The 11,749-nt window shown below is 67.9% G+C and carries 12 protein-coding genes; 10 read left to right on the forward strand and 2 right to left on the reverse strand.

The genetic code is table 11. From position 1 onward, the window contains the following. The first annotated feature begins 154 nt into the window (after positions 1-154). The 8 genes from ripA to OG976_RS25870 all read left to right on the forward strand — a co-directional run bounded on the left by ripA (position 155) and on the right by OG976_RS25870 (position 8,331). Positions 155-1,618 carry an NlpC/P60 family peptidoglycan endopeptidase RipA gene (ripA, locus tag OG976_RS25835; protein ID WP_328355612.1) on the forward strand — a complete coding sequence of 488 codons (1,464 nt, stop codon included), beginning with the start codon at positions 155-157 and terminating at the stop codon, positions 1,616-1,618. A gap of 15 nt (positions 1,619-1,633) precedes the next feature. Continuing rightward, on the forward strand, positions 1,634-2,329 hold the full coding sequence (gene ripB, locus OG976_RS25840; RefSeq protein ID WP_328355615.1) for an NlpC/P60 family peptidoglycan endopeptidase RipB: 696 nt from the start codon (positions 1,634-1,636) through the stop codon (positions 2,327-2,329). Between the two features lie 139 nt (positions 2,330-2,468). Beyond that, complete coding sequence (gene moxR1, locus OG976_RS25845; protein ID WP_328355618.1) at positions 2,469-3,593, forward strand: chaperone MoxR1; 1,125 nt, start codon at positions 2,469-2,471, stop codon at positions 3,591-3,593. Then, a complete protein-coding gene (locus OG976_RS25850) occupies positions 3,590-4,534 on the forward strand; it encodes a DUF58 domain-containing protein (RefSeq protein ID WP_328355621.1) in 945 nt (314 codons plus the stop codon). Before moxR1 ends, OG976_RS25850 begins: the two co-directional genes overlap by 4 nt. Continuing rightward, positions 4,531-5,538, forward strand: a complete 1,008-nt coding sequence (locus tag OG976_RS25855; protein WP_328355624.1) for a VWA domain-containing protein — start codon at positions 4,531-4,533, stop codon at positions 5,536-5,538. Before OG976_RS25850 ends, OG976_RS25855 begins: the two co-directional genes overlap by 4 nt. Before the next feature lie 100 nt (positions 5,539-5,638). Further along, complete coding sequence (gene fabG1 / locus OG976_RS25860; protein WP_328355627.1) at positions 5,639-6,379, forward strand: 3-oxoacyl-ACP reductase FabG1; 741 nt, start codon at positions 5,639-5,641, stop codon at positions 6,377-6,379. A gap of 47 nt (positions 6,380-6,426) precedes the next feature. Further along, positions 6,427-7,236, forward strand: coding sequence for an NADH-dependent enoyl-ACP reductase InhA (gene inhA / locus OG976_RS25865; RefSeq protein ID WP_328355630.1), 810 nt, complete (start codon positions 6,427-6,429; stop codon positions 7,234-7,236). Positions 7,237-7,239: 3 nt separating this feature from the next. Continuing rightward, positions 7,240-8,331 carry a ferrochelatase gene (locus OG976_RS25870; RefSeq protein ID WP_328355633.1) on the forward strand — a complete coding sequence of 364 codons (1,092 nt, stop codon included), beginning with the start codon at positions 7,240-7,242 and terminating at the stop codon, positions 8,329-8,331. On the opposite strand, the gene OG976_RS25875 is transcribed toward OG976_RS25870, so the two are convergent. Next, complete coding sequence (locus OG976_RS25875; protein ID WP_328355636.1) at positions 8,300-9,169, reverse strand: hypothetical protein; 870 nt, start codon at positions 9,167-9,169, stop codon at positions 8,300-8,302. The genes OG976_RS25870 and OG976_RS25875 overlap by 32 nt on opposite strands. Positions 9,170-9,247: 78 nt before the next feature. Here OG976_RS25875 and OG976_RS25880 point away from each other — a divergent pair, with 78 nt between their 5' ends. Both OG976_RS25880 and OG976_RS25885 read left to right on the forward strand, forming a co-directional pair. Beyond that, positions 9,248-9,682, forward strand: a complete 435-nt coding sequence (locus OG976_RS25880; RefSeq protein ID WP_328355639.1) for an NfeD family protein — start codon at positions 9,248-9,250, stop codon at positions 9,680-9,682. Between the two features lie 35 nt (positions 9,683-9,717). After that, positions 9,718-10,935 (forward strand): SPFH domain-containing protein, encoded by a 1,218-nt coding sequence (locus OG976_RS25885; protein ID WP_328355642.1) that lies wholly within the window; start codon positions 9,718-9,720, stop codon positions 10,933-10,935. Here OG976_RS25885 and OG976_RS25890 read toward each other — a convergent pair. Further along, positions 10,932-11,687: a TVP38/TMEM64 family protein gene (locus OG976_RS25890; RefSeq protein WP_328355645.1), complete on the reverse strand. Its 756-nt coding sequence runs from the start codon at positions 11,685-11,687 to the stop codon at positions 10,932-10,934. The genes OG976_RS25885 and OG976_RS25890 overlap by 4 nt on opposite strands. Between the last annotated feature and the right edge of the window lie 62 nt (positions 11,688-11,749).

Consider the following 11,749-nt stretch of genomic DNA (forward strand, 5'->3'; position numbering starts at 1 on the left):
ATCCCGTAAATGACAAAGATGTAATTCTTGTGTGAAGTTTCCCTTGCGACAAATGTGACGTACGGTGCAACTGTCGCCATTGTTATTGATGAGGCTCAAGTGACATCTGTTACTGGCGGGACTGCATGTGTGGAGTAAAGGGGACCAGAGTCGAATGAGAAGTTCCGATCGCGGCTCTCGCGTCCAGCCGGCGTTTCGTATCGCGAAACCGATCTGCCCGCTGGTGCTCAGCGTCGGGCTGATGCTCAGCATGCCGGGCGTGGCACAGGCCGAGCCGAGCCCGGGGCCTAACTCCCTGGCGGCGCTCATCGCCGACGTCGCACAGGCCAACCAGCGCCTCGACGACATCGGCGCCCAGGTGCAGCTCCAGCAGGAGAGCGTCAACAAGGCGATCGTCGACGTCCAAGACGCACGGGACGCCGCCACCACCGCTCAGCAGCAGGTCACTGCCAGCCAGGATGCGGTCAAGGCCGCCGATGCCGCGATCGGCGACGCCCAGAAGCGGTTCGACACCTTCGCCGCGGCCAGCTATATCAACGGGCCCTCGGCCTCGTTGGTCATGGCTACCGACCCCGACCAGATCATCTCCAGCGCGGCGGCCAGCCAAACCCTGGCGGTCAGCGCCCAGCAGGTCATGACCGACCTGGAGCGGGCCCGCACCGAAGTGATCAATAAGGAATCCGCGGCGCGACTGGCCAAGCAGAAGGCCGACCAGGCCGTGGTGGACGCCGAGGCCAGCCAGACCGCGGCGGTCACGGCGCTGACCGAGGCGCAGAAGACATTCCGGGCCCAGCAGGCCCAGATCGACCAGCTGGCTGCCGAGCGCAGGACCGCGCAGCAGAAACTCGACGCCGCCCGTCAATGGTCGGCGTCCGCCGCCTCGCCGGCGGCCGCCCCCGCCGCGGTACCGCAGGCGGCGGCACCGGGCGCGGGTGGCTCGGGGGACCGGTGGGATCCGGCAGCGGCGGGTTCGTCCGCCGCTCCCGGCGACGTGAAGGTGCCCTACGGCAAGGCCTCGGAATGGGATCTCACCCTGCCTGCGGTGCCCAGCGCCTTCATGTCCGGTGACCCCATCCAGATCATCAACGCCGTGCTGCAGATCGCGCAGAGTTCGCTGCAGACCACGCAGCAGCTCGGCCGCAGCTTCCTGGAGAAGCTGGGCATCCTCAAGCCCACCGACACCGGCATCACCAACGGCGCGATCCCGTACGTCTACGGCTCACAGGCCGTCGAGTACGTCATCAAGCGCGGCATGTCGCAGATCGGTGTGCCCTACTCGTGGGGCGGCGGCACCGCCGCAGGCCCGGGTCGTGGCATCGACTCCGGCGCAGGCACGGTGGGCTTCGATTGCTCCGGTCTGATTCTGTACGCATTCGCCGGCGTGGGCATCAAGCTGCCGCACTACTCCGGCTCGCAGTACAACATGGGCACCAAGATCCCGACGGCCCAGATGCGTCGCGGTGACGTGATCTTCTACGGCCCCGGCGGCAGCCAGCACGTCACGCTCTACCTCGGCAACGGCCAGATGCTGGAGGCGCCCTACACCGGCTCGACGGTGAAGGTCTCGCCCGTGCGTACCAGCGGCATGACGCCCTACGTCATTCGCTACATCAATTAGTGACGGAGTAATCCCATGTCTCGCAATGCCTCTCGACGCCTCCGCGTCGTCGGGACGATCCTGACCGCACTGGCTCTGGTACTCGGTTTCGCCAGTCCCGCCCAGGCGGACCCGGGCGAGTGGGACCCGACGCTGCCCAAGATTCTCAGCGCGGGGGCGCCCGGTGATCCGGTTGCCATCGCCAATGCCTCACTGCAGGCCACCCAGCAGGCCGCCCAGGCCACGATGGACCTGGGCCGCAAGTTCCTGTCCGGTCTCGGATTCGGCGGCGGGTCGCCCACCGCGCTGGCGGGCGGGCGGGTCAGCGGGCCCCAGGCGATCGAGTACGTCATCGCCCGCGGCGGCTCCCAGCGCGGGGTGCCCTACTCGTGGGGCGGCGGTGCGGTCAACGGGCCCAGTGCCGGCGTGGAACAAGACGCCGGAAAGATCGGCTATGACTGCTCGGGCTTCGTCCGCTACGCCTACGCGGGCGTGGGCGTACTGCTGCCCAAATACTCCGGCGATCAGTACACCGCCGGCCGGCACGTCGCACCCTCGCAGGCCAAGCGCGGCGACTTGATCTTCTACGGCCCGGGCGGAACCCAGCACGTCACGATCTACCTCGGCAACGGCCAGATGCTGGAGGCGTCCTCCGCCGCCGGCCAGGTCACCGTCAGCCCGGTCCGCACCGCGGGCATGTCGCCGTATCTGACGCGGATCATCGAGACCTAGCGCCCGCTGCGCACCCGGCGCTCGACGCGCCAGCAAGCGGGCACATCGACGGATTCAGGAACGCCTGGAATAGTTGTGTCAGGGCGCGCCCGCCAGTACCGGTGGTGCCCGAGTAATCCAACAGCTGTGGAGGAAGTTGATGACGTCACCAGGTGGGTCGGTCCCGGGTTCTGCCCCCGGGGGTTTTGCCGGCCCGAGTGGATCTCCGGCCGCGCCGCCGCCCGGCGGTAATGGGCTGGCCAGTGAGGTGCACACCCTGGAACGGGCGATCTTCGAGGTCAAGCGGATCATCGTCGGCCAGGACCAGCTGGTCGAACGCATCCTGGTCGGGCTGCTCGCCAAGGGGCACGTCCTGCTCGAGGGTGTGCCCGGCGTGGCCAAGACGCTGGCTGTGGAGACCTTCGCCAAGGTCGTCGGCGGCACCTTCGCCCGCATCCAGTTCACTCCCGACCTGGTGCCCACCGACATCATCGGTACCCGCATCTACCGTCAGGGCCGCGAGGAGTTCGACATCGAACTCGGCCCGGTGGTGGTCAACTTCCTGCTCGCCGACGAGATCAACCGTGCGCCGGCAAAGGTCCAGTCGGCCCTGCTCGAAGTGATGGCCGAGCGCAAGATCTCCATCGGTGGCAAGACCTACCCGCTGCCCAAACCCTTCCTGGTGATGGCGACGCAGAACCCGATCGAGAACGAGGGCGTCTACCCGCTGCCCGAAGCTCAGCGCGACCGCTTCCTGTTCAAGATCAACGTCGACTACCCGTCGCCGGAGGAAGAGCGCGAGATCATCTACCGGATGGGTGTCACCCCGCCGGAGCCCAAGCAGATCCTCGAGACCGGTGACCTGCTGCGCCTGCAGGACGTGGCCGCCAACAACTTCGTGCACCACGCACTGGTGGACTACGTGGTGCGCGTGGTCACCGCGACACGGCGCCCCGAGCAGTTCGGGCTGCCCGACGTCAAGGCGTGGATCGCGTTCGGCGCCTCCCCGCGTGCCTCGCTGGGAATCATCGCCGCCGCCCGGGCCCTGGCCCTGGTGCGGGGCCGCGACTACGTCGTCCCGCAGGACGTCATCGACGTCATCCCCGACGTGCTGCGCCACCGCCTGGTGCTGACCTACGACGCGCTTGCCGACGATATCAAGGCGGAGACGGTGATCAGCCGGATCCTGCAGACCGTCGCTCTGCCCCAAGTCAATGCCGTTCCGGCGCAAGGACATTCGGTGGCCCCGGTGGTTCCCGCCGCGGCAGGTTCCAACGGTCGGTGAGCGAGTCCGAGACCGTCCACCCGCCGTCGTTCCAGCGCGGTGAGATCGGTGACGCCAAGCTGTCGGCCGCACTGCGCACCCTCGAGCTGACTATCAAGCGCAAACTCGACGGGGTCCTTCACGGTGACCATCTGGGCCTGATTCCCGGGCCCGGGTCCGAACCCGGGGATTCGCGCATGTACCAACCGGGCGACGACGTGCGCCGGATGGACTGGTCGGTCACCGCGCGCACGCAGGTGCCGCACGTCCGGCAGATGATCGCCGACCGTGAGCTGGAGACGTGGCTGGTGGTCGACATGTCGGCCAGCCTCGACTTCGGCACCGCCGGCTGCGAGAAGCGCGATCTGGCGGTGGCCGCCGCGGCGGCGATCACCTACCTCAACAGCGGCGGCGGCAACCGACTCGGCGCGATCATCGCCAACGGCGACCAGATCACCCGCGTCCCGGCCCTGTCCGGCCGCAACCACGAGCAGACGATGCTGCGGACCATCGCCACCATGCCGAAGGCGCCGCCCGGAGTGCGCGGAGATTTGTCCGCCGCCATCGATGCGCTGCGCCGGCCCGAGCGCCGCCGCGGCATGGCCGTCGTGATCAGTGACTTCCTTGGCCCGATCACCTGGATGCGTCCGCTGCGCGCGATCGCCGCCCGCCACGAAGTCCTCGGCATCGAGGTGCTCGACCCCCGCGACGTGGAGCTGCCCGACGTGGGCGACGTCATCCTGCAGGACACCGAGTCCGGGGTCACCCGCGAATTCACCATCGACGAGCAGCTGCGCGACGACTTCGCCCGCGCTGCCACGGCGCACCGTGATGAGGTGGCGCGCACCTTCCGCCGCTGCGGCGCGCCGATGATGACCCTGCGCACCGACCGCGACTGGATCGCCGACATCGTGCGGTTCGTCGCATCCCGTCGCCGCGGCGCCATGGCGGGCCGCCAATGACATTGCCGTTGCTCGGGCCGATGACGCTGTCCGGCTTCGAACACCCGTGGTTCTTCCTTTTCCTGCTGCTGGTGGCGGGCCTGGTCGGGCTCTACGTCGTGGTCCAGTACGCCCGGCAGCGCCGAATTCTGCGCTTCGCCAACATGGAACTACTGGAAAGCGTTGCGCCCAAACGGCCGAACAAGTGGCGTCACCTGCCGGCCATCCTGCTGGTGGCCTCGCTGGTGCTGCTGACCGTGGCGATGGCCGGCCCGACCCACGATGTGCGGATCCCGCGTAACCGCGCGGTGGTGATGCTGACCATCGACGTCTCGCAGTCCATGCGCGCCACCGACGTCGAGCCGAGCCGGCTGGCGGCCGCGCAGGAAGCCGCCAAGCAGTTCGCCGACCAGCTGACACCCGGTATCAACCTCGGCTTGATCGCCTACGCCGGTACCGCCACCGTGCTGGTGTCGCCGACGACCAACCGCGAGGCCACCAAGGCCGCGATCGACAAGCTGCAGCTGGCCGACCGCACCGCCACGGGCGAGGCGATCTTCACCTCCCTGCAGGCGATCGCCACCGTCGGCGCCGTGATCGGCGGCGGCGACAGCCCGCCGCCGGCCCGCATCGTGCTGATGTCCGACGGCAAGGAGACCGTGCCGTCGAACCCCGACAATCCCAAGGGTGCGTTCACCGCGGCGCGTACCGCCAAGGATCAGGGCGTGCCCATCTCCACGGTGTCCTTCGGCACCCCGTACGGCTACGTCGAGATCAACGACCAGCGCCAGCCGGTGCCCGTCGACGACGAGATGCTCAAGAAGATCGCCGAACTCTCCGGCGGCAACGCCTACACCGCGTCCAGCCTGCAGCAGCTCAAAGAGGTGTTCACCTCGCTGCAGGACCAGATCGGCTACGAGACCATCAAGGGTGAGGCCAGCACCGGCTGGCTGCGACTGGGTTCGCTGGTCCTGGCGCTGGCGGCCTTGGCAGCACTGCTGATCAACCGGCGCCTGCCCGGCTGAGTTCCGGCGATTTCGGCGCGCTTTTGTTCGGTGTGCGACGACGCGCGCGCCGAAATCGCCAATTTTAAGGAATGAGAGCCGAGGCATTAAGTTGACGGGCATGAGCGATAAGGCTGTCGGAGGTAGACCCCCGTTCGTCTCGCGCTCGGTGCTGGTCACCGGCGGTAACCGGGGCATCGGTCTGGCGATCGCGCAGCGGCTGGCCGCCGACGGGCACAAGGTGGCCGTCACCCACCGCGGATCCGGGGCGCCCGAGGGGCTATTCGGTGTGGTGTGTGACGTCACCGACAACGAGTCCGTCGACCGCGCCTTCACAGAGGTCGAGGAGCACCAGGGTGCGGTCGAGGTGCTGGTGTCCAATGCCGGCATCTCCAAGGACGCCTTCCTCATGCGAATGACCGAAGAGCGGTTCACCGACGTCATCGACGCCAACCTCACCGGTGCGTTCCGGGTGGCCCAGCGCGCTTCGCGCAGCATGCAGCGCAGCCGGTTCGGCCGCATCATCTTCATCGGTTCGGTGTCGGGCATGTGGGGCATCGGCAACCAGGCCAACTACGCCGCGGCCAAGGCCGGCCTGATCGGTATGGCCCGCTCGATCTCGCGTGAGCTGTCCAAAGCCGGCGTCACCGCCAACGTGGTGGCCCCCGGGTACATCGACACCGAGATGACGCGGGCCCTCGACGAGCGGATCCAGGCTGGGGCACTGGACTTCATCCCCGCCAAGCGGGTGGGCACCGCCGAGGAGGTCGCCGGAGCGGTCAGCTTCCTGGCGTCCGAGGATGCCAGCTACATCGCCGGTGCGGTGATCCCGGTCGACGGCGGCATGGGGATGGGCCACTAAGACATCGGCGTCACACGTCACAGCTTCACTAGAGGATAAGGACGGACATGGCAGGGCTTCTCGAAGGTAAGCGCATCCTGGTCACCGGGATCATCACCGACTCGTCGATCGCATTCCACATCGCACGCGTCGCCCAGGAGCAGGGCGCCGAGATCGTGTGCACCGGTTTCGACCGGCTGCGCCTGATCCAGCGCATCATCGACCGGCTGCCCAACCCGGCGCCGCTTCTGGAACTCGACGTGCAGAACCAAGAGCACCTCGACTCGCTGGCCGGCCGGATCACCGAGGTGATCGGCGAGGGCAACAAGCTCGACGGCGTGGTGCACTCGATCGGGTTCATGCCGCAGACCGGGATGGGCATCAACCCGTTCTTCGACGCCCCCTACGAGGATGTCGCCAAGGGCATCCACATCTCGGCCTACTCGTATGCCTCGCTGGCCAAGGCCACGCTGCCGGTGATGAATGCCGGCGGCGGCATCGTCGGCATGGACTTCGACCCGACCAGGGCGATGCCGGCCTACAACTGGATGACGGTGGCCAAGAGCGCACTGGAGTCGGTCAACCGCTTCGTGGCCCGCGAGGCCGGCCAGTACGGCGTGCGGTCCAATCTCGTTGCCGCAGGCCCCATTCGGACCCTGGCCATGAGCGCGATCGTGGGCGGTGCGCTCGGCGAAGCGGCCGGCGCGCAGATGCAGCTGCTCGAGGAGGGCTGGGATCAGCGTGCCCCGCTCGGCTGGGACATGAAGGATCCCACCCCGGTGGCCAAGACCGTGTGCGCACTCATGTCCGACTGGCTGCCCGCCACCACCGGGACGATCGTCTACGCCGACGGCGGCGCCAGCACGCAGTTGCTCTAGCGAATGGCCGAGAACGTCGACGCGCTGCTGGTCATGTCTTTCGGCGGTCCCGAAGGTCCCGATCAGGTGATGCCCTTCCTGGAGAACGTCACCCGCGGCCGGGGGATACCTCCCGAGCGGCTCGCCGGTGTGGCCGAGCACTATCTGCACTTTGGTGGTGTCTCGCCGATCAACGCCATCAACCGCGCCCTCATCGACGAGATCGTCGCCGAACTCGCCGACCGGGGCGAGAACATTCCGGTGTACTTCGGTAACCGGAACTGGCATCCGTTCGTCGAAGACACCCTCGCCACCATGGCATCTGACGGCGTGCGCCGGGCGGCGGTGTTCAGCACGTCCGCCTGGGGCGGCTACTCGGGTTGCGCGCAGTACCAGGAGGACCTCAGCCGCGCCCGTAGTGCCGTCGGCGACGGTGCACCGGAATTGGTCAAGCTCCGCCAGTTCTTCGATCACCCGCTGCTGGTCGAGATGTTCGCCGAGGCGATCGCCGACGCGGCCGCGACCCTGCCCGAGTCATTGCGCGCAGACGCACGATTGGTGTTCACCGCGCACTCCATCCCGCTGCGTGCCGCCGACCGGTGCGGGCCGGATCTCTACGCGCGCCAGGTCGCCTACTGCGCGGGACTGGTTGCGGCGGCCGCCGGATACGATGACTACGACCAGGTGTGGCAGTCGCGGTCCGGGCCGCCGCAGGTGCCGTGGCTGGAACCCGATGTCGGCGATCACCTTTCGGCCCTGGCGGCATCCGGTACCAAGGCAGTCATCGTGTGCCCGGTCGGCTTCGTCTCCGATCACATCGAGGTGATCTGGGATCTGGACAACGAATTGCGCGACCAGGCAGCTGAACTCGGCGTCACGCTCGCCAGGGCGTCGACTCCCAACGCGCAACGTCGCTTCGCGCGCCTGGTGCTCGACCTGCTCGACGAGGTACGCGAGGGCCGCGCGCCCAGCAGAGTCGCTGGCGCCCAGCCGGTTGCGGGCTACGGCTCGAGTGTCAACGGCCAGTTCTGCACGGCGGACTGTGTGGCCAGCGCCGCCGCCGCAGCCGCCGCGGGTCGCCCCGCTACTGCCAGGCCGACTCCAGAATCGCGGTGACCGCGGCGATCCGGGCCGAGCGCACCACCGCGGCCAGCGGCCGCAGCGCCTCGTTGGCGATCTGAGCTTCCGACGCGCTTTGGATGCCGATCGGCATGAGCCCGGAGCTCACCGTGATGATGGCGTCAACGCGGGCCGCGTTCTCCAGGACCCGCAGCGCCCGGGTCGGGGCATGGTCGGGGGCGCGGTGATGCTGGCTGGTTTCGAGCACCTGCTCGACAAGTCCGCGCGGGTCGTCCACTCCGCCTGCCGAACCCAGCTCCAGGGCACCCAGTGCCTCAGCGGCCGAGCGCACCGCCGAGCGCAGCGCATACTCGCTCTCACCGAGGTCGAGGTGTTCGGGCATGGGACCGGCCGGCAGCGAGTACACCGTCCAGGACAGCGCGCACAGTTCGGGAAACCGGTCGCCGTCGGGAAGCTCGTCATCGGCGTCGTCGTACTCGAAATCGGGTACCAGGCCGACGGCCTCGCCGTCTGGTCCGGAGATGATGATCGCCTCGCCGGAGGCCAGCGCGTCACGCTGGAACTGCGTACCGGGTGCCAGACCCCGCACATCGCCGGGTACCGGTAGCGCCACGGTGATCGAGGGCCGCGAAGGCCAGGCAACATCGGGTCGCCGGCCGGCGATGCTGCGCACCGTCTGCAGCAGCGACACCGCGCCCGCATCGTCGATATCAGGCCATGGCAGGCCGGTGCGGCCGGCGGCCACCGAGTCGTATGCGGTCACGGAATGTGTTGGCGCCCAGGAAGATAACGCGTCCAAGACATCGTCGGGCGCAGCCTGGCCCGCAAGCCAGGCGTTGGCCCACATCGATAGCGAAACACTGGGACACCACATGATGTTGGAAGTGTAGTGGCTGGACCTTGAACTGGCCTTCTTCAACCATCCCTTCGGATTCCCGCGTATCGTTGTGGTATGCCCGCGGCGCTGATCTGGCTCATTTGCGCGCTGGGTCTTGCCGGGGCCGAAGCGCTCACCGGCGACATGTTCTTGGTGATGCTCTCCGGTGGTGCGCTGGCCGCCGCCGTGTCGAGTTGGCTTCTCGACTTGCCGGTGTGGGCCGACGGCGCGGTGTTCCTGGTCGTGTCGATCCTGCTGCTCGCACTGGTACGCCCCGCCCTGCGGCGCAAACTGACGTCGGGGGAGGGCATGCAGGACCCGGTCAAGGCGCTGGAAGGCAAGAATGCGCTGGTGCTCGACCGGATAACGCAGCATGAAGGCCAGGTCAAGCTCGATGGCGAGGTCTGGACGGCCCGCCCCTACAACGACAACGATGTGTACGAAGCCGGCGACCACGTCACCGTCATGCACATCGACGGCGCCACCGCCGTCGTCTGGAAGAACGCGTGAGACATCAGGACCAAACCCTGTAAGGAGAAGCTTCAATGGACGGTGCCATAGCCGGTCTCGTACTGCTGGCGGTGTTGGTGATCTTCGCCGTCATCATCGTCGCGAAATCCGTCGCCCTGATCCCGCAGGCCGAAGCCGCGGTCATCGAGCGACTGGGCCGATACAGCAAGACGGTGTCGGGCCAGCTGACGCTGCTGGTGCCCTTCATCGACCGGATCCGCGCCCGCGTCGACCTGCGCGAACGGGTGGTCTCGTTCCCGCCGCAGCCGGTGATCACCGAGGACAACCTGACGGTCAACATCGATACCGTCGTCTACTTCCAGGTGACCAATCCGCAGGCCGCGGTCTACCAGATCAGCAACTACATCGTCGGTGTCGAGCAGCTGACCACCACCACCCTGCGCAACGTGGTTGGCGGCATGACGCTGGAACAGACCCTGACCTCACGCGACCAGATCAACGGCCAGCTGCGCGGCGTTCTCGACGAGGCCACCGGCCGCTGGGGTCTGCGGGTTGCCCGGGTGGAGTTGCGCAGTATCGACCCGCCGCCGTCGATCCAGGACTCGATGGAAAAGCAGATGCGGGCCGACCGTGAGAAACGCGCGATGATCCTGACGGCCGAGGGCACCCGGGAGGCCTCGATCAAGCAGGCCGAGGGTCAGAAGCAGGCGCAGATTCTGGCGGCCGAGGGCGCCAAGCAAGCGGCGATCCTGGCCGCCGAGGCCGACCGGCAGTCCCGCATGCTGCGTGCCCAGGGTGAGCGGGCCGCCCAGTACTTGCAGGCTCAGGGCCAGGCCAAGGCCATCGAGAAGACCTTCGCGGCGATCAAGGCCGGCCGGCCCACCCCGGAGCTGCTGGCCTACCAGTACCTGCAGACGCTGCCGCTGATGGCCAAGGGCGAGGCGAACAAGGTGTGGGTGGTGCCCAGCGACTTCGGCTCGGCGCTGCAGGGCTTCACCAAACTGCTCGGTGCGCCGGGCGAGGACGGGGTGTTCCGCTATACGCCGTCACCGGTGGATACCGACCTGCCGAAGCCCGAGGACGACAGCGACGAGGTCAAGGACTGGTTCAACACCCAGACCGATCCCGAGATCGCCCAGGCGGTGGCGGCTGCGGTCGCCGATGCCCGCTCCAGCGATATCAGCGCGCTGACGGCGGCACCCGTGGATCCGCTGCCGGCGATGCAGTATCCGCCGCTGTCCCAGCAGCAGATCGATTCCTCGGGCCCGCGGCACGGGTCGACGGAGAGCTAACTGGTCGGTGCCGGCTCGGCATCGGGCTCCAGGTCCGCTGCCGGCTGCGCCGGGCGGTGCTGGCGCCGGTAGTGCCGGGTCTCGTAGATCAGCCCGGCCATTCCGACGCAGGCCGTACACAGGGAGACCAGCACGAGCAGCGGACTGACGTTTCCGGTCAGGGCGTCACCGAGGATCACCACCGCGGCGGTCCCCGGCAGGAGGCCGATGAGCGTGGCCAGAAGGTAGGGCCCCAGCCGCACCGCCGACGCGCCCGCCGCGTAGTTGAGCACCGAGAAGGGAACGGCCGGAATCATCCGCAACGACAGGATCGCCGGCCAGCCCCTGGCGCGTAGCCGCGCGTCCACCGTTGCCACCGCCGAATGGCTGACCACGCTGCTGAGCTGCCAGCCCAGCGCGCGCACCAGCAGCAGCGCGATCACCGCGCTGCACGTGCTGGCCGTCACCGCGATACCGACCCCGAGCGCCGGGCCGAACAACAGGCCGGCAGCCAGGGTGAAGGCGGTGCGGGGAAACGGGAACACGGTGACGACGATGTGTGCACCGAGGAACGCCAGCGGGAACCACGGGCCGACCGAGGTGGCCCAGTCGCGAAGCTGGACGGCGGTCGGCAGCGGGACCAGAAGCGCGATTGCGACGAGAATCACAATGGCGGTGAGGGTGACGACGAGCCGGGTGGCAGACACCTGACGCGCGGCGGCTACCAGCGCGGAGGTGACGTTGCGCAGGGTGGTGCGGGCGTTCGACGTCACGTTTACCAAGATTACGGGCAGTTTGTGATGGGCTCGCGGACGAGAACCCAATTCCGTGCCGT

It is taken from the genome of Mycobacterium sp. NBC_00419 (genome assembly GCF_036023875.1).
Lineage (GTDB): Bacteria > Actinomycetota > Actinomycetes > Mycobacteriales > Mycobacteriaceae > Mycobacterium.

Excerpts from the sequence above, each read along its gene's own strand:
- ripA (WP_328355612.1), top strand. The coding sequence starts at position 155 with ATGAGAAGTTCCGATCGCGGCTCTCGCGTCCAGCCGGCGTTTCGTATC.
- ripB (WP_328355615.1), top strand. The coding sequence starts at position 1,634 with ATGTCTCGCAATGCCTCTCGACGCCTCCGCGTCGTCGGGACGATCCTG.
- moxR1 (WP_328355618.1), top strand. The coding sequence starts at position 2,469 with ATGACGTCACCAGGTGGGTCGGTCCCGGGTTCTGCCCCCGGGGGTTTT.
- OG976_RS25855 (WP_328355624.1), top strand. The coding sequence starts at position 4,531 with ATGACATTGCCGTTGCTCGGGCCGATGACGCTGTCCGGCTTCGAACAC.
- fabG1 (WP_328355627.1), top strand. The coding sequence starts at position 5,639 with ATGAGCGATAAGGCTGTCGGAGGTAGACCCCCGTTCGTCTCGCGCTCG.
- inhA (WP_328355630.1), top strand. The coding sequence starts at position 6,427 with ATGGCAGGGCTTCTCGAAGGTAAGCGCATCCTGGTCACCGGGATCATC.
- OG976_RS25870 (WP_328355633.1), top strand. The coding sequence starts at position 7,240 with ATGGCCGAGAACGTCGACGCGCTGCTGGTCATGTCTTTCGGCGGTCCC.
- OG976_RS25875 (WP_328355636.1), bottom strand. The coding sequence starts at position 9,169 with ATGTGGTGTCCCAGTGTTTCGCTATCGATGTGGGCCAACGCCTGGCTT.
- OG976_RS25880 (WP_328355639.1), top strand. The coding sequence starts at position 9,248 with ATGCCCGCGGCGCTGATCTGGCTCATTTGCGCGCTGGGTCTTGCCGGG.
- OG976_RS25885 (WP_328355642.1), top strand. The coding sequence starts at position 9,718 with ATGGACGGTGCCATAGCCGGTCTCGTACTGCTGGCGGTGTTGGTGATC.